Here is a 22,371-nt window from a genome sequence, read left to right on the forward strand (position 1 = left end):
TCAAGTGCCGGACCTGTGAGTGATCGAGGCCGCTGCGGGGTAAGGAGGCCCGAATGCCTGGGAGTCGACCTGCGCGGGGGTGTTCGACCACGGACGGGTGAGGGCGCCTGGTCCGGGGTTGTCGCAGATGATCGCAGCCGAAACGTATCGCCAGTCGCCCCGCGCGGGCGCGCGGCCGTGGTGGACGGGGCCGGTGGACGGGGGGCCGCCCGGCGGTGCCGTGGCGGTGCGGGGGCAGGTGTTCGGGCGCCGGGCCGGGGCGCGCCGCTCGGGAGGGGTGCGCGGTCCGCGTGTCGCTGGGCGGGGGAGGCGGGTCCGCCGGACCTCAGTGGCGGCGGCGGTGCAGGGCGACCGCGGCCGCCGTGCCGCCGGCCAGGGCGCCCAGGCCCGCGGCGGCCGGGATGCCGACCTTGGCGGCCTTGCGGCCGGTCCGGTAGTCGCGCAGCCGCCAGTCCCTGGCCTTCGCGTGCTTGCGGAGCTTGGTGTCCGGGTTGATCGCGTACGGGTGGCCCACCAGCGAGAGCATCGGGATGTCGTTGTGCGAGTCGCTGTAGGCGGCGCAGCGGGTCAGGTCGAGGCCCTCGGCGGCGGCCAGGGCGCGGACCGCCTCGGCCTTCGCCGGTCCGTGCAGGGGCTCGCCCACCAGCCGGCCCGTGTAGACGCCGTCGACGGACTCGGCGACCGTGCCGAGCGCGCCCGTCAGTCCGAGCCTGCGGGCGATGATCGTGGCCGTCTCCACCGGGGCGGCCGTGACCAGCCAGACCTTCTGGCCCGCGTCGAGGTGCGCCTGGGCGAGGCCGCGGGTGCCGGGCCAGATGCGGTCGGCCATGTACTCGTCGTAGATCTCCTCGCCGATCGACATCAGTTCGGAGACCCGGTGGCCCTTGACGATGGACAGGGCGCTCTCGCGGGCGTCCTGCATGTGCTCGGGGTCCTCGACGCCGGCGAGCCGGAACCAGGCCTGCTGCCAGGCGAATCGGGTGAGCTCACGGCGCTGGAAGAACTTCCGCTTGTACAGGCCGCGGCCGAAGTGGAAGATCGCGGCGCCCTGCATCACGGTGTTGTCGAGATCGAAGAACGCGGCCGCCCGTACGTCGCCGACGACCGGGAACTCGGGCTCGGGCGGCGTCTCCTCCTCCGCGGGCCGGGCCGCGGCCTCCTCCCGCTCCCGTTCCAGCTGGAGCGAGGACTTGCGCGCTGCCTCGGCAGCGGCCTCGCCTGCGAGGACGCTGCGCGCGGTGGCGGAGCGCCTACGGGGGGTGAGCCATCCCAGAGCGGCCATGCCGTGAGCATAGCCAGTCTGTTCGGTACTTCCCGACTTGTGACGATGCCGCGGCGTGAACACTGCGGGGCTCCCCTGTTAATCGAGGACGGAACCGACGACAGAATGGACGCCATGTTCGGACGGACGAAGAAGAAGACGGACGCCGCGTCGCGCACCGTGACGCTGATCGGCAAGCCGGGCTGCCATCTCTGCGACGACGCCCGCGCGGTGGTCGAGGCCGTGTGCGCCGAGACGGGGGCGCGCTGGGAGGAGAAGGACATCACCCGGGACGAGGAGCTCCACCGGGCGTACTGGGAGCAGATTCCGGTCGTCCTGGTCGACGGCGAGCAGCACACCTTCTGGCGTGTGGACGCCGAGCGGCTCCGTCGCGAACTGCGTGGCTGACCGAAAGACGGCTACCATCGTGGACGTTTTGTTGGGCTTCGGGGGCGGCATCGTGAGGAGTGTGTGCGGTTTTGCCCCCTTCGGGTTCTCAACGCGCTGACACGCCGCTCGGTTCCGTGACGATACGAACCAGCCGCGTGACCCCGGTCACTTTGGCCGGACAAAACGGACACCATCTTTGTGCACGCGTTCACAAAGACATAGCCTGCATTCGACGGGGCGGTCTTGGGACATATGGCCGCCTGCAGCCCCGCTCATCCCGCAGGAGCACCGTGGCAACTGGCCGAACTCACCGACCGGCGACCCGTAGCCGAGGAATTCCCGAGGCCACCGTCGCCAGGCTTCCGCTGTATCTGCGCGCACTCACCGCGCTCTCGGAGCGCTCCGTACCCACGGTCTCCTCCGAAGAGCTCGCCGCCGCGGCGGGGGTCAACTCCGCGAAGCTGCGCAAGGACTTCAGCTACCTGGGCTCCTACGGCACCCGCGGGGTCGGCTACGACGTCGAGTACCTCGTCTACCAGATCTCCCGTGAGCTCGGGCTCACCCAGGACTGGCCGGTCGTCATCGTCGGCATCGGCAACCTCGGCGCCGCGCTCGCCGGCTACGGCGGCTTCGCCTCCCGCGGCTTCCGCGTCGCGGCGCTGATCGACGCCGACCCCGCCATGACCGGCAAGCCGGTCGCGGGCATCCCCGTCCAGCACAGCGACGACCTCGAGAAGATCATCGAGGAGGACGGCGTCTCCATCGGCGTCATCGCGACCCCGGCCGGCGTCGCCCAGCAGGTCTGCGACCGGCTCGTGGCCGCCGGAGTCACCTCCATCCTGAACTTCGCCCCGACCGTGCTCTCCGTGCCCGACGGCGTGGACGTGCGCAAGGTCGACCTCTCCATCGAGCTGCAGATCCTCGCCTTCCACGAGCAGCGGAAGGCCGGCGAGGAGTCGAGCGCCGAGGCCGACGCGGCCGCCGAGGCTGACACCGCCGCGGCCGTCGCGCCGCCGGCGCCCCGCGCCACCACCGGCGGCGGCCGCAAGGGACCCGACGGGGACGTCCCCGCGGTGATGCCGGCATGAGCCTCCTCGTCGTCGGCCTCAGCCACCGCAGCGCACCCGTCTCCATCCTGGAGCGGGCCGCCCTCGCCGCGGACACCCAGGCCAAGCTCCTCCAGGACACCCTCGCCGCCGAACCGGCCGCCGAGGGCACCGTCCTCGCCACCTGCAACCGCATCGAGCTCTACGCCGACGTGGACAAGTTCCACGCCGGTGTCGCCGAGCTGTCCACGCTGCTCGCGCAGCACAGCGGCGTCGGCCTGGACGAGCTCACCCCCTATCTCTACGTGCACTACGAGGACCGGGCCGTCCACCACCTCTTCTCGGTGGCCTGCGGGCTCGACTCGATGGTCGTCGGCGAGGGCCAGATCCTCGGCCAGATCAAGGACGCACTCGCGCTCGGCCAGGAACTGCACACCGCCGGCCGACTCCTCAACGACCTGTTCCAGCAGGCCCTGCGGGTCGGCAAGCGCGCCCACAGCGAGACCGGGATCGACCGGGCCGGGCAGTCGCTCGTCACCTTCGGACTCGAGCAGCTCGCCGACGGCAGCGACGTCGACACCTGGGCCAAGGGCAAGAAGGCGCTCGTCATCGGAGCCGGCTCGATGTCCTCGCTGGCCGCCGCCACGCTCGCGCGGTCCGGCGCCTCCGAGATCGTCATCGCCAACCGCACCCTGGCCCGTGCCGAGCGGCTCGCGCAGATCCTGAACGAGCCCGGAGGGACGGGCGTGGCCGCGCACGCGGTCGAGATGGTTGCCGTCGGCGACGAACTGACACGTGCCGACGTCGTCGTCTCCTGCACCGGCGCCACCGGGCTCGTCCTCACCGGGGACGACGTCGAGACCGCCGTCCAGGGCCGCCGCACCCCGCTCGCCCTGCTCGACCTCGCGATGCCCCGCGACATCGACGCCGCCGCCCACCGCATCCCCGGTGTCCGGCTCGTCGACATCGAGTCGCTCGCCGAGGCCTCCGCCGACGCGCCCATGGCCGCCGACGTCGACCAGGTCCGCGGCATCGTCTCCGACGAGGTCGCCGCCTTCGGCGCCGCCCAGCGGGCCGCCCACATCACCCCCACCGTCGTCGCCCTGCGCACCATGGCCGCCGACGTGGTGGCCGGCGAGGTCGCCCGGCTGGAGGGCCGGCTGCCCGGCCTCGACGACAAGCAGCGCGCCGAGATCACCCAGACCGTGCGCCGCGTGGTGGACAAGCTCCTGCACGCGCCGACCGTGCGGGTCAAGCAGCTGGCCAGCGAGCCCGGCGGCGCCGGGTACGCGGACGCGCTGCGCACACTCTTCGACCTCGACCCGGAGACGGTGGCTTCTGTCAGCCGGGCCGACCTGAATGACGCCGACGTCAAGAACCGAGGGCGAGTATGACCGAGAGGGCACTGAGGCTCGGGACCAGGCGCAGCAAGCTCGCCATGGCCCAGTCCGGGCACGTGGCCGACGCCGTCCGGCAGCTGACCGGCCGGGCCGTCGAGCTCGTGGAGATCACGACGTACGGGGACACCTCCCGGGAGCACCTCGCGCAGATCGGCGGCACCGGCGTCTTCGTCGCCGCCCTGCGTGACGCGCTGCTCGCGGACGAGGTGGACTTCGCCGTCCACTCCCTGAAGGACCTGCCGACCGCGCAGCACCCGGACCTGGTGCTGGCCGCGATCCCGCGGCGCGAGGACCCGCGCGACGTGCTGATCGCCCGCGACGGACTGACGCTGGACCGGCTGCCCCGCGGCGCCCGGGTCGGCACCGGCTCGCCGCGGCGCATGGCCCAGCTCCACGCGTACGCGCGCAACCACGGCCTGGAGATCACCTGCGTCCCGATCCGGGGCAACATCGACACCCGGGTCGGCTACGTGCGCAGCGGAGAACTGGACGCGGTGGTCCTCGCCGCGGCAGGCCTCAACCGCATCGGCGGGACGGCGGAGCTCACCGGCTCCCTGTCGCTCGACCACCTGTCGGTCGACTCCGTCCTGCCCGCCCCCGGCCAGGGGGCCCTGGCGATCGAGTGCCCGGCGTCGAACGCCGACCTCGTCACCGCGCTCGCCGAGCTCGACGACCCGCTCACCCGGGCCGCCGTGACCGCCGAGCGATCCCTGCTCGCCGCCCTGGAGGCCGGCTGCTCCGCACCCGTGGGTGCGCTGGCCGACCTGCTGGCCGACGACCCCGGTCACGGGCAGGTTGTCACCGAGATGCGCCTGCGGGGCGTCGTCGGCACCACCGACGGCTCGACGCTGGTGCAGCTGTCCACCACCGGACCCGTACCCACCTCGCACGACGAGGCCATGGCGCTCGGACGCGAACTCGCGGACGAGATGCTCGCCAAGGGTGCGGCCGGTCTTATGGGGGAGCGAGCACTTTGAACCCCACCAGCCCGACCACCAGCCCGCTGTCCCCGGCCTTCGCGGGCCATGGGCACGTCACATTCCTCGGCGCAGGCCCCGGTGACCCCGGACTCCTGACCCTCAGGGCCGTGGAGGCCCTCGCCGGAGCGGATGTCCTGATCGCCGAGCCGGAGGTGCTCGAGGTCGTTCGCGGCCACGCGCGCGCGGGGGTGAGCACGCCGGAGCTGACGGTCGTTGACGAGGCGTCAACAACCGCCGGAGTCCCCGTGTTGAGGGATGCCGCCAATCTTGTCATGGAGGCCGCGAGGGGCGGCAGGCGGGTCGTCCGTGCGGTGACCGGCGACCCCGGACTCGACGGCAACGCGGGGGCCGAGATGCTCCTCTGCGCCGCCGAGGGCATCCCCTTCGAGGTCGTCCCCGGCGTCGCCACGGCCGTCGGCGTACCCGCGTACGCCGGTGTCCCGCTCCGTGACGCCCAGGGCACCGACGTGCGCTTCGTCGACGCCCGCACCGCCGACGAGCGGTGCTGGACCGAGGTCGGCGCCTCCGACGGCACCGTCGTCGTGTCCACCTCGCTCGACTCGGTGGCCGCGGCCGCCGGTGAACTGGTGGCGGCTGGCCGTAAGCCGGACACCCCGCTCACCGTCACCATCGCCGGGACGACCACCCGGCAGCGGACCTGGAACGCCACCCTCGGCACCATCGCCCAGGTCTTCAAGCAGGGCAAGGTCCTCCCGTCGCCCGAGGGCCACCGGCCGGTCATAGCCGTGGTCGGCGAGCGCAGCGCCCCCGCGCAGCGGGACCAGCTGTCGTGGTTCGAGTCGAAGCCGCTCTTCGGCTGGCGGGTGCTCGTGCCGCGCACCAAGGAGCAGGCCGCGTCGCTCTCCGACCAGCTGCGCTCGTACGGCGCGGTGCCGCACGAGGTGCCGACCATCGCCGTCGAGCCGCCGCGCACGCCCCAGCAGATGGAGCGTGCCGTCAAGGGGCTCGTGACCGGCCGCTACGAGTGGATCGCCTTCACCTCGGTCAACGCGGTCAAGGCCGTACGGGAGAAGTTCGAGGAGTACGGGCTCGACGCCCGCGCCTTCGCCGGGATCAAGGTCGCGGCGGTCGGCGAGCAGACCGCCGCGGCGCTGGTCGACTTCGGCGTGAAGCCCGACCTGGTGCCCAGCGGGGAGCAGTCCGCCGCCGGACTCCTGGAGGACTGGCCGCCGTACGACCCGGTCTTCGACCCGATCGACCGCGTCTTCCTGCCGCGGGCCGACATCGCCACGGAGACGCTGGTCGCGGGCCTGATCGAGCTCGGCTGGGAGGTCGACGACGTCACCGCCTACCGGACCGTACGGGCGTCGCCGCCGCCGGCGGACACGCGCGAGGCGATCAAGGGCGGCGGCTTCGACGCCGTGCTCTTCACGTCCTCGTCGACGGTGCGGAACCTGGTCGGCATCGCCGGCAAGCCGCACAACGTGACCGTCATCGCGTGCATCGGTCCCGCCACGGCGAAGACCGCCGAGGAGCACGGGCTGCGGGTCGACGTGCTGTCGCCCGAGCCGTCCGTGCACAAGCTGGCCGAGGCGCTCGCGGACTTCGGCACGCGCCGGCGGGAGGCCGCCCTGGAGGCGGGCGATCCCGTGACGCGGCCGAGCGAGCGGCGGCCGGGCGCGCGTCGGCGCCGCACGACGTAGCGGTTCGGTCTCTTCACGCGCGGGGCGCGGGCCCGTCTTCGCGGACGGGGCCGCGCCCCGCGCGCGTCGCGCGGCCCGCGCGCCGCCGGTTGTGGGCCCGCGCCCGGTGCCGGTCGGGGCCTTCGTCCTGCGCGCGTCGTGGGCGCCTCGCCCGCTGCCCGTGTGGGCGTCGCCCACGCCCGTGTGGGCGATCGTCCCGCTGGGCGGGACGGGTGGGCACACGGGACGGCGTGCTTTCGCGGCGCCTCCGCGTTCTGTGCCCTGGCCCGCACCACCGGGTGCTGCACCTGGTGGTGCGGGTTCAGGCGCGGGAGCCTCGGGCGCCGGCGGGGCGCTGGTCCGTTGTGCCCACCCGTTCCGCCCCTTGCGGAACGCCTGCCCACAACGGGCGGGGCCCAGGCCCCCCACGGGGTGGGGCGCGGGCCCACAGCGGGGCCGAGGAGCGGGCGCCCGTGTCGGGCCGGGGGTGGGGCGCATGCCCACAACGTGTCTGTAAGGGCATCGCGCACGCGGGCGTAGCCTCACACTATGAACTCGTACGGATCCTTTCCCGGGGCGCGGCCGAGGCGGCTGCGGACGACGCCCGCCATGCGGCGGATGGTGGCCGAGACGCGGCTTCATCCCGCCGATCTGATCCTCCCCGCGTTCGTGCGCGAGGGGATCACCGAGCCCGTGCCGATCCAGGCCATGCCCGGCGTCGTCCAGCACACGCGGGACACCCTGCGGAAGGCCGCGGTCGAGGCGGTGGAGGCCGGCGTCTCCGGGATCATGCTGTTCGGCGTGCCCGCGGACGAGAAGAAGGACGCGGCGGGCACGGCCGGCACCGACCCGGACGGCATCCTCCAGGTCGCCATCCGCGACGTGCGGGCCGAGGTCGGCGACGAGCTCATCGTCATGTCGGACCTGTGCCTCGACGAGTTCACCGACCACGGCCACTGCGGCGTCCTCGACGCCGACGGCCGCGTCGACAACGACGCCACCCTGGAGCGCTACGCCGAGATGGCCCAGGTCCAGGCCGACGCAGGCGTCCACGTCGTCGGCCCCTCCGGGATGATGGACGGCCAGGTCGGCGTCGTCCGGGACGCCCTGGACACCATCGGCAAGGAGGACGTGTCGATCCTCGCGTACACCGTGAAGTACTCCTCCGCCTTCTACGGCCCCTTCCGCGAGGCCGTCGGATCCTCCCTCAAGGGCGACCGCAAGACCTACCAGCAGGACCCCGCCAACGTCCGCGAGTCGATGCGCGAGCTCGCGCTCGACCTGGAGGAGGGCGCCGACATGGTGATGGTCAAGCCCGCGGGGCCGTACCTCGACGTGCTCGCCAAGGTCGCCGAGGCCGTCGACGTGCCCGTCGCCGCCTACCAGATCAGCGGTGAGTACGCGATGGTCGAGGCCGCCGCCGAGAAAGGCTGGATCGACCGCGACCGGGCGATCATGGAGACCCTCACCGGCATCCGCCGGGCCGGCGCGCACATGATCCTCACCTACTGGGCCACCGAGGTCGCCCAGAACCTGTCCCGCTCGCGCGGCTAGCGCCCGCCGGTGTCCCGGTCGGCGTGCCGGGACACCCACCCGGGGCGACTAGGCCGTCTCTTCCGGATCTTGCCTGACCCGCGCCGCCCGGCAAGATCCGGAAGAGACGGCCTAGTCCCACCAGAACGTCCAGACCGGGCTGTCCAGCAGCGCCTCGCGGGCGTAGTCGCGCAGGTTCGTGTGACCGCCCTGCCAGATGGTGTCCGGGCAGAACGCGAAGTGCTCCGCCGCCACCGCCTCGGCGTCCTCCCGCGTCACCGGCGGCGCCGCCACCGAGACCACGAGCTGGTCGAAGGTCAGCGCCACGACCCGGGCCCCGAAGCGGTCCTCCCAGGACCGCAGCACCGCGCACAGCCGGGCCACGTCGTTCTCGTGGTTCAGCGGCCCCGTCCAGCCGATGACCGCCGGGACGTCCGCGCTGCGCCGGGCCGGCACCAGGGCCGGACGGGCGTCCTCCAACCAGAACCCCGGCTCCGTCAGCAGCTCCGCCACGGCGTCGGCCGCCTCGTCGGGATCCGCCTCGCAGCGCTGCGCCGGCGCGGTACCGGGCCAGCCCGCGCTCCCCGGTATCTCGTCGGCCGCGTTGGCGTCCCAGAATCCGGCGAGGACCTCCTCGGCGTCGTGGTCGGCCGGATCGCTCATCCGCTCCGGCATCAGCTCCCACCGGTCCAGCCCCCAGCGGCCGCCCAGCAGCACCGGCAGCAGCCCGGCCGTACGGGCCGCCGGGCGCAGCGCGCCCCAGGCGGCGGGGCCCGCCGGACCGTCCCCCGACCAGAGGCACGGGGCGTCCGCGGGGCCGGTGAGCGCGCCGGGCGGCAGGTCGAGACCGAGGGAACGGCCGGTCGGATCGGCCGCGAGCCGGGGCAGCCGGTTCGGGATCATCGCCATGCGGAGAACGTACGGGGCACCACTGACATCCCCGGACTGCGGAGCGAGTGGTGAGGCGGCACGCGTCGGCGCACCCTGGAGAGGTAGCCGACAGGTACCTCGCTGGAGGTGGTCCTCATGATGCACACGCTTGTCGGATGGCATGTCGAGATGGAGTTCCAGGAGGAGGGCGACCGGACGCGGGCCGCGGCGATGGTGCGGCTCTCCGACGGAACCGAGTTCCGGGCCCACGGCACGGCCAACCGGCACCCCTCCGACCCGGACCAGCTGAGAGTGGGCGAGGAGATCGCCGGCGCACGCGCGCTGATGGACCTCGCCTCCCAGCTGCTCCAGAAGGCCCATACGGAGATCGACGAGGTCTCGGGCCGCACCTCGCACACCCTCCGCTGACGACGGGGCCCCCGGCACGGTGATCCGTACCGGGGGCCCCGTGACCGGATGCCGTTCCGGGTGCCGTCAGAGGCGCTCGGGCGTCCGGATGCCCAGCAGCGCCATGCCCTGGCGCAGGGTGCGGGCGGTCAGGTCGGAGAGGAAGAGGCGGTTCTCCGCGACGTCCTGCGCCGGCGCCGGCTTGATGACCGGGCACTCCGAGTAGAACGTCGTGAACAGCGAGGCCAGCTGGTACAGGTACGCGGCCAGCTTGTGCGGTGCGTGCTCCTCGGCCGCCTCGGCGATGACCTCGCCGAACTGGTCCAGGTGCAGGCCGAGCGCGCGCTCCGCCGGAGCCAGCTCCAGCTCCGGGTGCGCGAGCGGGGTACGGTCGCCGGCCTTACCGAAGATCGACCTGACCCGCGCGTACGCGTACTGCAGGTAGACCGACGTGTCGCCGTTCAGCGAGACCATCTGGTCCAGGTCGAACTTGTAGTCGCGCGCGGCCGACGTCGACAGGTCGGCGTACTTCACGGCGCCGATGCCCACGTACCGGCCGTTCTCGACGATCTCCGCGTCGGTGAGGAGCGTCTCGCCGGTCTTCGCGACGTACTCGTCCGCCTTGTCGCGCACGACCGACGTCGCCCGGTCCACCGCCTCGTCCAGCAGGTCCACCAGCCGCACCGTCTCGCCCTCACGGGTCTTGAACGGCTTGCCGTCCTTGCCGAGGACCGTGCCGAAAGCCAGCTGAACGGCCTTCACGTCCTCGTTCAGCCAGCCCGCCCGGCGGGCCGTCTCGAAGACCATCTTGAAGTGCAGCGACTGCCGGGCGTCCACCACGTACAGCAGGGTCGTCGCCTTCAGGTTCCCCACCCGGTCGCGGATGGCCGACAGGTCGGTCGCCGCGTAGCCGAAGCCGCCGTCGGACTTCTGGACGATCAGCGGGGTCGGGTTGCCGTCCGGGCCCTTCACGTCGTCGAAGAACACGCACAGCGCGCCCTCGGAGCGGACGGCGACGCCCGACTCCTCCAGGATCCGGCAGGTCTCCGCCAGCATGTCGTTGTAGCCGGACTCGCCGATCACGTCGGCGTCCCGGATGTCCATGTCGAGCTTGTCGAAGACCGAGTAGAAGTAGATCTTCGACTCGTCGACGAACCGCTGCCAGAGCGCGAGCGTCTCCTCGTCGCCGGCCTGCAGGTCCACCACGCGGGCCCGGGCCCGCGTCTTGAACGCCTCGTCGGTGTCGAAGAGGGCGCGCGAGGCCTTGTACAGCCGGTTCAGGTTCGACATGGCCTCCTCACCGGAGACCTCGGAGCCGCCCTCGGCCTTGTGGTCCAGCTCGTGCGGGTGCTCGATCAGGTACTGGATGAGCATGCCGAACTGGGTGCCCCAGTCGCCGATGTGGTGCCTGCGGACCACCGTCTCGCCGGTGAACTCCAGGATCTCGACCATCGCGGCGCCGATCACGGCCGAGCGCAGGTGCCCGACGTGCATCTCCTTCGCCACGTTCGGCTGGGCGTAGTCGATGACCGTCGTACCGGCCGACTCGTTGAACGGCACGCCGAGCCGGGCGTCGGCGGCGCGGGCCGCGAGGGTCCGCACGATCGCCGCGTCGCTGACCGTGATGTTCAGGAAGCCGGGGCCCGAGACCTCGATCTCCCGCAGGACGTCGTTCTCCGGGATCGCGGCGACGACCTTGGTCGCCAGCTCACGCGGGTTGCCCTTGAGCTGCTTGGCGAGCGCCAGGATGCCGTTGGCCTGGAAGTCGGCCCGGTCGCTTCGTCGCAGCAGCGGGTCGGCGGACGCGGCGTCCGGCAGGGCTGCCGAGAGGCCGTCCGCGAGACGCTGCTGCACGGTCGAAGCGAGGGAAGGGACCGAGGCCATGAGCTTCCGTTCCTGTTGAGTCCGGTGAGTTCTCTGCGTCTGAAACGCTTGTCAAGTGTCCCACGGCAGCGCAACGTGATTTCCCCGCCTGTGGACGACCGGGGGCACACGCCGTGTCGGCCTGTGGACAACCTCGGAGAGCCTTCTTCCGTCTGGGAGAATGGCTCGCGTAGGACCCCTCAGGCAGAACCCAACCGGAAGAAGGACGTACCGACCGTGGCTCAGAGCAGCACCGAGACCGACTGGGTCTCCCGTTTCGCGGACGAGGTCATCGCCGAGTCGGAGCGACGTGCGCCTGGCAAACCGGTCGTCGTCGCCTCCGGACTCTCCCCGTCCGGCCCCATCCACCTGGGCAACCTCCGCGAGGTCATGACCCCGCACCTGGTCGCCGACGAGATCCGCCGCCGCGGGCACGAGGTCAGGCACCTGATCTCGTGGGACGACTACGACCGCTACCGCAAGGTGCCGAACGGCATCGAGGGCATCGACGAGTCCTGGGCCGAGCACATCGGCAAGCCCCTGACCTCGGTCCCCGCCCCCGCCGGCTCGCCCCACCCCAACTGGGCCGAGCACTTCAAGGCCGCCATGGTCGAGTCCCTGGCCGAGCTGGGCGTCGAGTACGACCCGATCAGCCAGACCGAGCAGTACACCGCCGGCACCTACCGCGAGCAGATCCTGCACGCCATGAAGCACCGCGGCGACATCGACGCCATCCTCGACCAGTACCGGACGAAGAAGGCGCCGAAGAAGCAGTCGCAGAAGCCGGTCGACGAGGCCGAGCGGGAGGCCGAGGAGGGCTCCGGCGCCGCCGCCGAGGACGACGGCTCCGGCGGCACCTCGGGCTACTTCCCGTACAAGCCGTACTGCGGGCAGTGCGAGAAGGACCTCACCACGGTCACCTCGTACGACGACGACACCACCGAGCTCGCCTACACCTGCGCGAACTGCGGCTTCTCCGAGACCGTGAAGCTCAGCGAGTTCAACCGCGGCAAGCTGGTCTGGAAGGTCGACTGGCCCATGCGCTGGGCCTACGAGGGCGTCGTCTTCGAGCCCTCCGGCGTCGACCACTCCTCGCCCGGCTCCTCCTTCGTCGTCGGCGGCCAGATCGTCCGCGAGATCTTCGACGGCGTCCAGCCCATCGGCCCCATGTACGCCTTCGTCGGCATCAGCGGCATGGCCAAGATGTCCTCCTCGCGCGGGGGCGTCCCGACCGCCGCCGACGCGCTGAAGATCATGGAAGCGCCGCTGCTCCGCTGGCTGTACGCGCGCCGCCGCCCCAACCAGTCCTTCAAGATCGCCTTCGACCAGGAGATCCAGCGGCTCTACGACGAGTGGGACAAGCTGGAGGCCAAGGTCGCCGACGGCACCGTGCTCCCCGCCGACGCCGCCGCCCACACCCGCGCCGCCCGCACGGCCGCCGGAGAGCTCCCGCGCACCCCGCGCCCGCTCCCGTACCGCACGCTCGCCTCGGTCATGGACGTCACCGCCGGCCACGACGAGCAGACCCTGCGGATCCTGACCGAACTCGACCCCGAGAACCCGGTCACGTCCCTCGACGAGGTCCGCCCGCGCCTCGACCGCGCCGAGAACTGGATCACCAGCCAGGTCCCGGCCGACCAGCGCACCATCGTCCGCGAGACGCCCGACACCGAACTCCTGGGCTCCCTCGACGACGAGGGCCGCGAGTCGCTCCGCCTGCTCCTGGAAGGCCTCGACAGCCACTGGTCGCTCGACGGACTCACCACCCTCGTCTACGGCGTCCCGAAGGTCATGGCCGGGCTCGACCCCGAGGCCAAGCCGACGCCCGAGCTGAAGCTCGCCCAGCGCGCCTTCTTCGCCCTGCTCTACAAGCTCCTCGTCAGCCGCGAGACCGGCCCGCGCCTGCCCACGCTGCTGCTCGCCGTGGGCGCGGACCGAGTGAGGACGCTGCTCGGCGCGTGACCGACCGGCCCGGGCCGTCCCCCTCAGACCGAGGCGGACGGCCCGGACCGTCACCCCCAGACCGAGGCGGACGGCCCGGACCGTCACCCTCGACCTGACCGAGCACGAGGAGGGGCCGCCACCCGGACACCGGGCGGCGGCCCCTCCCCCTACTCCCCGACAGGTCAGGGAGTGCGGTACTCCTGCATGTCCCGCTGGATCTGCTGCTGGACCTCCGGAATCATCCGGTGCAGCAACTCGGGGTTGCGGAGCTGGTCGAGACCGTAGTGATCGGCCACCATCCGCTCCAGCTCCCCGGTCTCCGGGAAGGCGTCGTTCTCCACCGCGTACGCCCAGGTCTGCTTGTAGACGACCTCGCGGAACTCCTCGACCTCCTGCGGCTCCGGCTGCTCCTCGACGTACTCGGGGTACTCGACGAACTCCTCCGGCCCCGACGGCGGAACGTCCTCGGGACCCAGCGGAACGGGCACCGGGATCGGCTCCAGACCGTCGACGATCTGCGGGTTGTACGAGCCCTGGTAACCGTCCGGCCGCGCCTGCCCGGCGAACCACGGGCTGCCCTCGGCCTCCTCCGGCCCCTCGGGGCGCGGCTGCGGACCCGGCGCCGGCTGCACTCCCTGCGGCTGCTGCGCCACCTGAAGCGGCTGGGGCAGCTGCGGCGGCTGAGGCAACAGCGGCGCCCCGCCTTGCGGCTGCGGGGGCAGCACGGCCGGCTCGATGCCCGCCGCCGCGAGACCCGCCGGCGCCGTCTCCGCCAGCGGCACCCCGTACCGCGCCAGACGCAGCGGCATCAGCGCCTCCACCGGCGCCTTCCGACGCCAGCTCCGGCCGAAACGAGCCTGCAGACGCGCCTGGTAGATCAGCCGCTCCTGCTCCAGCTTGATCACCTGCTCGTAGGAGCGGAGCTCCCACAGCTTCATCCGGCGCCACAGCCGGAACGTCGGCACCGGCGAGAGCAGCCAACGGGTGATCCGGACGCCCTCCATGTGCTTGTCCGCGGTGATGTCGGCGATCCGCCCCACCGCGTGCCGGGCGGCCTCGACGGCCACCACGAACAGGATCGGGATCACCGCGTGCATCCCGACGCCCAGCGGATCCGGCCACGCGGCCGCGCCGTTGAACGCGATCGTCGCAGCGGTCAGCACCCACGCGGTCTGCCGCAGCAGCGGGAAGGGAATCCGCAGCCACGTCAGCAGCAGGTCCAGGGCGAGCAGCACACAGATGCCCGCGTCGATGCCGATCGGGAAGAAGTAGGAGAAGGTGCCGAAGCCCTTCTGCACGGCCAGTTCCCGCACGGCGGCGTACGAACCCGCGAAACCGATCCCCGCGATGATCAGCGCACCGGCGATGACGAGGCCGATGAGTATTCGGTGTGTGCGTGTCAGCTGCATCGCGGCCACCCGCGATCCCCTCCCGTCAATCGACATCTCGCGCGCACAGACTGGCACATGTGCGCGAAGCCCGGCCCCCAGGGGAGGGACGGGCTCCGCATCGACGTGTCGCTCTGCGCCGGTTCGCTACGAGTTGTCGAGATTCACTCGCGTCTACTTGTTGGCGGCGGCGACCGCGGCCACGGCCTCCTTCGCCGCCTTCACCGCACCGCTCATCACCGTCTTGTCCGACGGAGTGGGCGCCCCCGCGTAACCGGCGCCGTTGTACGAGAGCAGCACCAGGACGTTGCCGGTGCGCGCCACGATCGAGCCGTAGACGAAGTCCTCGTCGGTCTTGCGCAGCTCGTACGCGACGGACTTCGCCTCGTCGCCGATCCCCGTCGCCGCGCTGGTGCGCAGCTTCTTCGCACCTGGGGTCTGCTCGATCTTGGCGAGCTCCTTCGCCAGGTTCTCCTGCGCACGCTCCTGGCCGCTGCCCAGCGCCGCGTCCGACTCGTACCGGTAGAAGGAGACGTCCAGCCAGCGGTACTGCGAACCCTTCACGCCCTTGTCGTCCAGGCCGTTCCACGAGCAGCCGCTACGGCTGCCGAGGTCGCTGGAGACGGCCGGCGTGCCGTTCTTGGTCTTCGCCTTCGGCACGAGCGAGGCCGTCGTCTTCGCGACGACCGCCTTGCAGGCCTCCGGCAGCTTCGCGAACTTCGCCGGCTCGACCGTCTTCGTCGTCTGCGAGGGCGACGGGGTGGCGGAGGCCGACGAGGACCCCTTGTCCTTCGATCCCGCCGCGCCGGAACCGCCGTCGGAGTCCGAGGAGCAGCCGGCGACGACGAGCATCACCGGGACGGCGGCGCAGGCGAGTATGCGGGTGAGTCGCGGAGCTGTTCGCTGCATGGTTCCTTCAGTCGCTTGTCGTACGGTCCGGCCGGTACGCCGACACGTTACGTGGTGTCCGTCCGCTCACGGAGCGGAGCCGAGCGGCTACTCCTCCAGGCGTTCGGCGAGCAGTCGGGCCAGGTTCCGGGCCTTTTCCTGCAGCTCCATGCTGTCCGGGGCCTCCGCGGAACCGGTCGTCTGCTCCCGGTAGGAGACGGTCACGATGACGTTGGATGTGCGGAACACCACGCTCACGGCGCGCTGGTGGCCGTTCGCGCCGACCGTTGTCAGCGCGTCGTCGAGGAAGGCGACGTTCCCGAGGCCTTCGAGGACGCGGGGTTCGAGGCCGGTGGGCGACGGGTCGGACGGGGTGGCGCCGGAGGGGGGCGCGGTGGTGCCGGGCGAGGGCTTGCCCGACGGGGTGCCGGCGGTGGCCTCCGCCGCGTCCGCGCCCCGGGCCCCGTCCGAGGGCCGGCCGCTCGCCGAGGGGGTGGCCGGGGACGTCGCCGTGCCCGAGGGCGGGGCGGTCGACGGCGGTGCGGTGGTCGGCGGCGCCGTCGGGGGCAGCGGGATGCCCGCCGCGAGCTGCTTGCGGGCGTACACCTCCTGCGCCCGGTCGTCGTCGCTGACGGCCGTGTCGTACGAGACCACCCGCTCGACGTCGAGCGCGAGCCGGTGCGAGACGTCCGGGGTGTCGGCCCGCCAGGTGCAGCCGACCCGGCGGTCGGTGTCGTAGGTCACGGCGGTGGTGCCGCGGTACGCCTTGTCGCGTTCGGCGTCGGCGAGGGCGGCGGCGCCGGGGAGCAGGTCCTTGAGGGTGGCCTGGGGGACGGCGCCGCAGGGCTCGAAGAGCGTGCGGTAGCGGCCCGGAGGTGCCACGGGCACGGCGGGGCCGGCCTTGGCGTCCACCGTGACGTCGTCGGCGGGGGTGCCGCCCGAGCAGCCGGTGAGGCCGATTCCGAGGCCGAGGCCGAGTGCGAGGACGACGGCGCCGCGAGCCGTGGACCCGGTGCGGCCGGGGCTGTACCTCTTACGGTGCACGCTCCCAGGCTCCCTTCTCCCGAGGTCATTCCCGAAAAACTGTTTGCCGCGCGAACCCGGCCGATGGACACAATGTCTATCGCACACGCAGCTGTTGATGCCGGTCCGCTGTCACCTGTACGGGCTTTGGCGCCGGTTTTTGCGTTATCAGACTTTTCGGGGGAATCGAGGAAGTATGTCGTACGTAGAGGTACCGGGGGCGAACGTACCCATTCGGATGTGGGCCGACCCCGCCACGGTGGAGGGCGGTGCCATGCAGCAGCTGCAGAACGTGGCGACGCTGCCGTGGATCAAGGGCCTCGCCGTCATGCCCGACGTCCACTACGGCAAGGGCGCCACGGTCGGTTCCGTGATCGCCATGCAGGGCGCGGTCTGTCCGGCGGCGGTCGGTGTGGACATCGGCTGCGGCATGTCGGCGGTCAAGTCCTCGCTGACGGCGAACGATCTGCCGGGCGACCTCTCACGGCTCCGGTCGAAGATCGAGCAGGCGATCCCGGTGGGCCGGGGCCTGCACCGCTCGGAGGTGGACCCGGCACGGCTCTACCAGTTCCCGACCGCGGGGTGGGGGGACTTCTGGTCGCGGTTCGACGGGGTGGCGGATGCGGTGAAGTTCCGCCGAGAACGTGCTGCTTTGCAGATGGGAACACTTGGAGCCGGGAATCATTTTGTAGAGCTCTGTGTCGATACGTCCGATTCGGTATGGCTCATGCTGCACTCGGGCTCCCGCAATATCGGCAAGGAACTCGCGGAGTTTCACATAGGCGAAGCCCGGAAGTTGCCCCACAATCAGGGCCTCGTAGATCGCGACCTGGCGGTGTTCGTCGCGGACACGCCGCAGATGGCGGCCTACCGGCACGACCTCTTCTGGGCTCAGGAGTACGCGAAGTACAACCGCGCGATCATGATGGCGCTGTTCCAGGAGGTCGTCCGCAAGGAGTTCCGCAAGGCGAGGGTCGGCTTCGACCAGGTCATCTCCTGCCACCACAACTACGTGGCGGAGGAGCGGTACGAGAACATGGACCTGCTGGTCACGCGGAAGGGCGCGATCCGGGCCGGGTCCGGGGAGTTCGGGATCATCCCGGGCTCGATGGGGACGGGTTCGTACATCGTGAAGGGCCTGGGGAACGCGTCGTCGTTCAACTCCGCCTCGCACGGGGCGGGCCGGAAGATGAGCCGGAGCGCGGCGAAGCGGCGCTTCTCGACGCAGGACCTGGAGGAGCAGACGCGGGGTGTGGAGTGCCGTAAGGACTCCGGCGTCGTGGACGAGATCCCGGGTGCGTACAAGTCGATCGAGAAGGTCATCGACCAGCAGCGGGACCTGGTGGAGGTCGTCGCCCAGCTGAAGCAGGTCATCTGTGTGAAGGGCTGAGCCGTCACCGCACGGGGGAGGACGGGAGGGGCCGGCGCGATGCGCCGGCCCCTCCCGTCTTCCGTGCGGTCCGCTCAGAGCTCGCGGTGGACCTTCGTGTTGGAGGCCTGGGCTCGGGGGCGGACGACCAGGAGGTCGATGTTGACGTGCGGGGGGCGGGTGCAGGCCCAGGTGATGGTGTCGGCCACGTCGTCCGCGGTGAGGGGCTCGGCCACGCCGGCGTAGACCTTGGCGGCCTTCTCGGTGTCGCCGCGGAAGCGGGTGGTGGCGAACTCGTCGGTCCTGACCATGCCGGGGGCGACCTCGATGACGCGGACCGGGGTGCCGACGATCTCCAGGCGGAGGGTCTCGGCGAGCACGCGGGCGCCGTTCTTCGCGGCGACGTAGCCCGCGCCGCCCTCGTAGGTGGAGTGGCCGGCGGTGGAGGAGAGGACGACGACCGTGCCGTCGCCGCTCTCGGTGAGGGCCGGGAGCAGGGCCTGGGTCATGTTCAGCGTGCCGATGACGTTGACCTCGTACATCTGGCGCCAGTCGGCGGGGTCGCCGGTGGCGACGGGGTCGGCGCCGAGTGCGCCGCCGGCGTTGTTGACGAGGACGGCGAGGGTCTTGAAGGCGGTGGCGAACTCGTCGACGGCGGTGCGGTCGGTGACGTCGAGGGCGTAGGCGGTGGCCTGGTGGCCGGCCTCGTTGATCTCGGCGGCCAGGTCCTCGATGCGGTCTTTGCGGCGGGCGGTGAGGACCACGCGGTAGCCGGCGGCGGCGAGCTGCCTGGCCGTGGCGGCGCCGATTCCGCTGCTCGCTCCGGTGATGACGGCGATGGGGGTACCGGGGGCAGTCATGACGTCGTGCTCCTCGCGCAGGTGGTCGATTATGTCGATCGCCCGGCCAGGATAGGCGGCTCGGATCCCGGGGGGCGCGGTGAGCGGGCGGGGTGCGGGGCGGGGGTGCGAGGCAGTGACACGCAGGCTGATGAATGGTCAGTAAATCGGATGGTCTGTGGTTTCTTGGGGACTATGCGTGGATTGCGGAATGGTGTGCTCGGGGTCGCCCTCGCGGCCGCGGTGGTGGCGGGTGCCGGCGCGCGGGCCGGTGCGGTGGAGCCGGTGGCCGGGCCCGAGGCGGATCTGGCCCATCACGGCCATGTCTCCCTCTGGGACGGGCGGGTCGGGGTCTGGCTGGTCAGTGAGAACTTCGGCCCCACGGATCTCGCCCAGGCGACGGTCCGGCTCGCGTTCTCCGTGCCGATGGCCGGTGGCCCGGAGCTGCCGGAGGCCTGCCTGTGGAGCAGCGACCGGGTGGTCTCCTGCCGGACGGGCGAGCTGCCGGCCGCGGGGGGCGTCGGCGAGCTGATGCTGGACCTGCGGACCGCCGGGGCGCCGGACGAGCTGACCGTGGACATCACGACCGCCTGGCGGGACGGCGTGGCCGACCGGAATCCGCGGAACGACCGGCACCGGGTCCTGGTGCTCGCCACCGGCGACCCCTACGTCTTCTGACGTCTTCTGCCGGCACCTCCGGCGCCGGTCAGCGGCTCGTCCAGTGGACGTACCCGTCGGGGCGGACCAGGACCGCGGTCCTGCGCGCCGGGTCCGTCCAGGTGGCGCGTATGAGGCGCTCGGGGGAGACGGGGGCGCTCCCGGGCAGCGCGGGGGCGCCGCCCTCCGGGGTGATGAGGACGAATTGGCCCGCCCGCAGCAGCTCGTAGAGGCGGCCTTCGCGCAGTCGCGTGTCGGGCGCGCGGCGGCCCGCGGGGCGGCGGGAGCCCGTCGGGGGCGCGTACGCGATGCCGAGTCCGCTGATCATGCCCATGGCGCGGGCGGAGGCGGGCCGCAGGGTGCCCACCACTCGGGCGATCAGGGAGCGGGCGGCGCGGGTGAGCGGGGTGTGGGCCATCGCGAGGCGCACGAGCGTGCCGCTGCTGCGGAGCACGGCGGCGCCGACCGGGTGGCGCTCGGACTGGTAGCTGTCGAGGAGGGCCTCGGGGTCGGGTGCGTCGCCGCGCAGGACCGCAGCGAGCTTCCAGGAGAGGTTGGCGGCGTCCTGGAGGCCGGTGTTCATGCCCTGGCCGCCGGCGGGGGAGTGGACGTGGGCGGCGTCGCCGGCGAGGAAGACCCGGCCGACGCGGTACGACGGGGCCTGGCGCTCGTCGCTGTGGAAGCGGGAGATCCAGCGCGGGTCGTGCATGCCGAGGTCGGTGCCGAGGGCGCGCCGGGTGATCTCGCGGAGCTCGTCCAGGTCGACGGGCTCGCTGTCGGGGACCTGGCGGGTGCGGTTCCACCCCATCACCCGGTACCAGCCGTCGCCGAAGGGGGCGATGAAGGCGAAGGTGTCCCCCGAGCCGCTGACGCTGAAGGAGTCGGCGGGCTCCTCGGTGAGGCGGACGTCGGCGAGGACGAGGGAGCGGATCACGGATCCGCCGGGGAAGGGCAGGCCCAGGGCGGTGCGGACGGCGCTGCGGACCCCGTCCGTGCCGACCAGGTGGCGGGCGGTGAGGGTGAGCGGGGCCCCGTCGGGGTCGGTGAACTCCGCCGTCACGGTGTCGGCGTCCTGGTGGAGTCCGCGCAGCTCCGTGCCGTGGCGGAACGTGACGCCGGCGGCCCTGGCGCGGCGCTCCAGGAGGCGCTCCATCTCGTACTGCGGGGTGACGAGCAGGTGGTTGAAGCGGCTGGGCAGCCGGGTCAGGTCGAGGTCGAGCCGGCCGAAGAGCCGTGCGCTGCGGAGGGTCGTACCGGTGGCGACGAGCTCGTCCGCGAGGCCGCGGGCGTCGAGCTGCTCCAGGGTGCGGGCGTGGACGCCGAAGGCGCGGGTCATGTTGGCGAAGCCGGGACGGCGGCGCTCGACGAGGGTCACGTCGAGGCCGGCGGCGGCGAGGTCGCCGGCGAGGAGCAGGCCCGTGGGGCCGGCGCCGATGACGAGGACCTGGGTGTCCGTGGGTCCGGTGTGCGTCGTGCGCGTGCCGTTCGTGGCGGTCGTCGTGCGCTGCGCGCTCTTCGGTGTCTCCGTGGTGCTCATGGCTGCCTCCGGGGGTGCCCACGACCGTTGGCCAACGGCTGTTGGTCAACGCTTGTTGGCAACTGTAGAGGCGCCTCCGATGGAGTGTCAACGCCTGTTGGCCTACAGTTGTTGGTATGACGACCGCCCGCCGTTCCGACACCACCAGAGCCGCCATCCTGGAGGCCGCCCGCGAGCGCTTCGCCTCCGACGGGTACGAGCGCGCCACGATCCGGGCCATCGCCCGGGACGCCGGGATCGATCCGTCGATGGTCATGCGCTACTACGGCAACAAGGAGGGACTGTTCGCCGCCGCCTCGCAGATCGAGCTGCACCTCCCCGAACTGGGCGGTCTGCCGGCGCGGCACGTCGGGGCCGTCCTCGTCACCCACTTCCTGGAGCGCTGGGAGCGGGACGACGTGCTCACCGGCCTCCTGCGGGTGGGGGTCACCAACGAGGCCGGGGCGGAGCGGATGCGGGCGATCTTCGCCGAGCAGCTCGGCCCCGTCACCCGGGGTGTCTGCCCCGACCCGGCGGAGGCGCCGCGGCGGGCGGCGCTCGTCGCCTCCCAGATCCTCGGCATGGCGCTCACCCGCTACGTGCTGCGGCTGCCGCCGCTCGTCGACATGCCGCCCGAGGAGGTCGTCGCCTGGCTGGCGCCGACGGTGCAGCGCTATCTGACCGCGGACGCGCCCTGACGGCGGCCCCGGAGCGGGCGGCCGCGACCGCCGACGGGTGCCTGGTTCGTACAATCTCTGCATGACGCAGAAGAGTTCAGGCCGGCGCGAGGCGCTGATGACCGAGCTGTACGGGGAGGCCCGCCGCTACATGGCGGCGTACGCCCTGTTCAACCAGGCCGTCGCCGACCATCTGGGGCTCCACCCGACCGACGTCCAGTGCCTGAACCTGCTCAGCCTGGAGGAGGGGCCGGTGACCACCGGGCGGGTCGCCGAGCTGACCGGGCTCACCACGGGATCCGCGACCCGGCTCGCCGACCGTCTGGAGCGCGCCGGCTACGTCACGCGCGAACGGGACACCGAGGACCGGCGCCGCGTCCTGGTGGCCCTCGTGCCCGAGCGGATCGCCGAGCTCGGTGCCCTCTGGCGCAAGCTCAACAGCACCTGGGGCACGATGTTCGACGTCTACAGCGATGCCGAGGTCGCCCTGCTCATCGCCCACATGCGGCGCACCGTGGAGGTCAGCGCCGCCCAGATCGAGCGGCTGCGCGGCGGCGGTCTGGACTGACCCGGGAGGGGCCGGCCGGGGCTGCCCAAGCCTTCCCCGACCTTCCCGGCCGGGACCCGGGTGAGGGATCCGGGTACGGATCCGGCCCGCGTCCGCGCGGGCCGGGTC

General features: G+C 72.1%; 20 protein-coding genes. 12 read left to right on the top strand and 8 right to left on the bottom strand.

Features of this window, described 5'->3' with window-relative positions; genetic code table 11:
* Positions 1-325: 325 nt before the first annotated feature.
* Positions 326-1,282 (bottom strand): HAD family hydrolase, encoded by a 957-nt coding sequence (locus ACY0MR_RS20870; RefSeq protein WP_388806771.1) that lies wholly within the window; start codon positions 1,280-1,282, stop codon positions 326-328.
* Positions 1,283-1,387: 105 nt separating this feature from the next.
* Between ACY0MR_RS20870 and ACY0MR_RS20875 the strand changes: the two genes are divergently transcribed.
* From ACY0MR_RS20875 to hemB, 6 genes are all read left to right on the top strand, one after another.
* Positions 1,388-1,669 carry a glutaredoxin family protein gene (locus ACY0MR_RS20875; protein ID WP_361861343.1) on the top strand — a complete coding sequence of 94 codons (282 nt, stop codon included), beginning with the start codon at positions 1,388-1,390 and terminating at the stop codon, positions 1,667-1,669.
* Positions 1,670-1,941: 272 nt separating this feature from the next.
* Positions 1,942-2,739 carry a redox-sensing transcriptional repressor Rex gene (locus tag ACY0MR_RS20880; RefSeq protein ID WP_388806769.1) on the top strand — a complete coding sequence of 266 codons (798 nt, stop codon included), beginning with the start codon at positions 1,942-1,944 and terminating at the stop codon, positions 2,737-2,739.
* A complete protein-coding gene (locus ACY0MR_RS20885) occupies positions 2,736-4,091 on the top strand; it encodes a glutamyl-tRNA reductase (protein WP_392045124.1) in 1,356 nt (451 codons plus the stop codon). Before ACY0MR_RS20880 ends, ACY0MR_RS20885 begins: the two co-directional genes overlap by 4 nt.
* Positions 4,088-5,074 (top strand): hydroxymethylbilane synthase, encoded by a 987-nt coding sequence (hemC, locus tag ACY0MR_RS20890; protein WP_361861351.1) that lies wholly within the window; start codon positions 4,088-4,090, stop codon positions 5,072-5,074. The genes ACY0MR_RS20885 and hemC overlap by 4 nt, the downstream gene beginning before the upstream one ends.
* The gene (locus ACY0MR_RS20895) at positions 5,071-6,741 is read left to right on the top strand and encodes a bifunctional uroporphyrinogen-III C-methyltransferase/uroporphyrinogen-III synthase (RefSeq protein WP_388806765.1); all 1,671 of its coding nucleotides are present in this window, start codon (positions 5,071-5,073) and stop codon (positions 6,739-6,741) included. Before hemC ends, ACY0MR_RS20895 begins: the two co-directional genes overlap by 4 nt.
* Before the next feature lie 528 nt (positions 6,742-7,269).
* Entirely contained in the window at positions 7,270-8,274 is a 1,005-nt protein-coding gene (hemB, locus tag ACY0MR_RS20900; protein ID WP_361853913.1) for a porphobilinogen synthase, read from the top strand.
* Between the two features lie 111 nt (positions 8,275-8,385).
* Here the strand turns inward: hemB and ACY0MR_RS20905 are convergent, their stop codons facing one another.
* Complete coding sequence (locus tag ACY0MR_RS20905) at positions 8,386-9,162, bottom strand: DUF4253 domain-containing protein (protein ID WP_473554647.1); 777 nt, start codon at positions 9,160-9,162, stop codon at positions 8,386-8,388.
* Between the two features lie 120 nt (positions 9,163-9,282).
* Here ACY0MR_RS20905 and ACY0MR_RS20910 point away from each other — a divergent pair, with 120 nt between their 5' ends.
* Positions 9,283-9,552 (top strand): DUF1876 domain-containing protein, encoded by a 270-nt coding sequence (locus tag ACY0MR_RS20910; RefSeq protein ID WP_073916640.1) that lies wholly within the window; start codon positions 9,283-9,285, stop codon positions 9,550-9,552.
* Positions 9,553-9,618: 66 nt separating this feature from the next.
* On the opposite strand, the gene argS is transcribed toward ACY0MR_RS20910, so the two are convergent.
* Entirely contained in the window at positions 9,619-11,415 is a 1,797-nt protein-coding gene (gene argS / locus ACY0MR_RS20915; protein WP_473554650.1) for an arginine--tRNA ligase, read from the bottom strand.
* Positions 11,416-11,631: 216 nt separating this feature from the next.
* Here argS and lysS point away from each other — a divergent pair, with 216 nt between their 5' ends.
* Positions 11,632-13,356: a lysine--tRNA ligase gene (lysS, locus tag ACY0MR_RS20920; RefSeq protein ID WP_404085322.1), complete on the top strand. Its 1,725-nt coding sequence runs from the start codon at positions 11,632-11,634 to the stop codon at positions 13,354-13,356.
* 164 nt (positions 13,357-13,520) lie between these two features.
* Here lysS and ACY0MR_RS20925 read toward each other — a convergent pair whose 3' ends face one another.
* From ACY0MR_RS20925 to ACY0MR_RS20935, 3 genes are all read right to left on the bottom strand, one after another.
* On the bottom strand, positions 13,521-14,756 hold the full coding sequence (locus ACY0MR_RS20925; RefSeq protein WP_404085320.1) for a DUF2637 domain-containing protein: 1,236 nt from the start codon (positions 14,754-14,756) through the stop codon (positions 13,521-13,523).
* Positions 14,757-14,900: 144 nt separating this feature from the next.
* Entirely contained in the window at positions 14,901-15,635 is a 735-nt protein-coding gene (locus ACY0MR_RS20930; protein WP_388806754.1) for a DUF3558 domain-containing protein, read from the bottom strand.
* Between the two features lie 87 nt (positions 15,636-15,722).
* Positions 15,723-16,658 carry a DUF3558 domain-containing protein gene (locus ACY0MR_RS20935; protein WP_473554653.1) on the bottom strand — a complete coding sequence of 312 codons (936 nt, stop codon included), beginning with the start codon at positions 16,656-16,658 and terminating at the stop codon, positions 15,723-15,725.
* Between the two features lie 175 nt (positions 16,659-16,833).
* Between ACY0MR_RS20935 and ACY0MR_RS20940 the strand changes: the two genes are divergently transcribed.
* Positions 16,834-18,027, top strand: a complete 1,194-nt coding sequence (locus ACY0MR_RS20940; RefSeq protein ID WP_388806750.1) for an RtcB family protein — start codon at positions 16,834-16,836, stop codon at positions 18,025-18,027.
* Between the two features lie 74 nt (positions 18,028-18,101).
* Here ACY0MR_RS20940 and ACY0MR_RS20945 read toward each other — a convergent pair whose 3' ends face one another.
* The gene (locus ACY0MR_RS20945; protein WP_361853890.1) at positions 18,102-18,866 is read right to left on the bottom strand and encodes an SDR family NAD(P)-dependent oxidoreductase; all 765 of its coding nucleotides are present in this window, start codon (positions 18,864-18,866) and stop codon (positions 18,102-18,104) included.
* A 174-nt stretch (positions 18,867-19,040) separates the two neighbouring features.
* On the opposite strand from ACY0MR_RS20945, the gene ACY0MR_RS20950 reads away from it, so the two are divergent.
* Positions 19,041-19,523, top strand: coding sequence for a hypothetical protein (locus ACY0MR_RS20950; RefSeq protein ID WP_361853887.1), 483 nt, complete (start codon positions 19,041-19,043; stop codon positions 19,521-19,523).
* A 28-nt stretch (positions 19,524-19,551) separates the two neighbouring features.
* On the opposite strand, the gene ACY0MR_RS20955 is transcribed toward ACY0MR_RS20950, so the two are convergent.
* On the bottom strand, positions 19,552-21,039 hold the full coding sequence (locus ACY0MR_RS20955) for an FAD-dependent oxidoreductase (RefSeq protein WP_473554657.1): 1,488 nt from the start codon (positions 21,037-21,039) through the stop codon (positions 19,552-19,554).
* Positions 21,040-21,155: 116 nt separating this feature from the next.
* Here ACY0MR_RS20955 and ACY0MR_RS20960 point away from each other — a divergent pair, with 116 nt between their 5' ends.
* Positions 21,156-21,716 carry a TetR/AcrR family transcriptional regulator gene (locus tag ACY0MR_RS20960; RefSeq protein WP_361853881.1) on the top strand — a complete coding sequence of 187 codons (561 nt, stop codon included), beginning with the start codon at positions 21,156-21,158 and terminating at the stop codon, positions 21,714-21,716.
* Positions 21,717-21,777: 61 nt separating this feature from the next.
* Positions 21,778-22,263 (top strand): MarR family winged helix-turn-helix transcriptional regulator, encoded by a 486-nt coding sequence (locus ACY0MR_RS20965; RefSeq protein WP_361853879.1) that lies wholly within the window; start codon positions 21,778-21,780, stop codon positions 22,261-22,263.
* Positions 22,264-22,371 lie beyond the last annotated feature (108 nt).

Source organism: Streptomyces sp. JN8, assembly GCF_055808075.1.

Excerpts from the sequence above, each read along its gene's own strand:
- ACY0MR_RS20870 (WP_388806771.1), bottom strand. The coding sequence starts at position 1,282 with ATGGCCGCTCTGGGATGGCTCACCCCCCGTAGGCGCTCCGCCACCGCG.
- hemB (WP_361853913.1), top strand. The coding sequence starts at position 7,270 with ATGAACTCGTACGGATCCTTTCCCGGGGCGCGGCCGAGGCGGCTGCGG.
- ACY0MR_RS20945 (WP_361853890.1), bottom strand. The coding sequence starts at position 18,866 with ATGACTGCCCCCGGTACCCCCATCGCCGTCATCACCGGAGCGAGCAGC.
- argS (WP_473554650.1), bottom strand. The coding sequence starts at position 11,415 with ATGGCCTCGGTCCCTTCCCTCGCTTCGACCGTGCAGCAGCGTCTCGCG.
- ACY0MR_RS20955 (WP_473554657.1), bottom strand. The coding sequence starts at position 21,039 with ATGAGCACCACGGAGACACCGAAGAGCGCGCAGCGCACGACGACCGCC.
- hemC (WP_361861351.1), top strand. The coding sequence starts at position 4,088 with ATGACCGAGAGGGCACTGAGGCTCGGGACCAGGCGCAGCAAGCTCGCC.
- ACY0MR_RS20885 (WP_392045124.1), top strand. The coding sequence starts at position 2,736 with ATGAGCCTCCTCGTCGTCGGCCTCAGCCACCGCAGCGCACCCGTCTCC.
- ACY0MR_RS20910 (WP_073916640.1), top strand. The coding sequence starts at position 9,283 with ATGCACACGCTTGTCGGATGGCATGTCGAGATGGAGTTCCAGGAGGAG.
- ACY0MR_RS20960 (WP_361853881.1), top strand. The coding sequence starts at position 21,156 with ATGACGACCGCCCGCCGTTCCGACACCACCAGAGCCGCCATCCTGGAG.
- ACY0MR_RS20905 (WP_473554647.1), bottom strand. The coding sequence starts at position 9,162 with ATGGCGATGATCCCGAACCGGCTGCCCCGGCTCGCGGCCGATCCGACC.
- ACY0MR_RS20875 (WP_361861343.1), top strand. The coding sequence starts at position 1,388 with ATGGACGCCATGTTCGGACGGACGAAGAAGAAGACGGACGCCGCGTCG.
- ACY0MR_RS20930 (WP_388806754.1), bottom strand. The coding sequence starts at position 15,635 with ATGCAGCGAACAGCTCCGCGACTCACCCGCATACTCGCCTGCGCCGCC.
- ACY0MR_RS20950 (WP_361853887.1), top strand. The coding sequence starts at position 19,041 with ATGCGTGGATTGCGGAATGGTGTGCTCGGGGTCGCCCTCGCGGCCGCG.
- ACY0MR_RS20940 (WP_388806750.1), top strand. The coding sequence starts at position 16,834 with ATGTCGTACGTAGAGGTACCGGGGGCGAACGTACCCATTCGGATGTGG.
- ACY0MR_RS20965 (WP_361853879.1), top strand. The coding sequence starts at position 21,778 with ATGACGCAGAAGAGTTCAGGCCGGCGCGAGGCGCTGATGACCGAGCTG.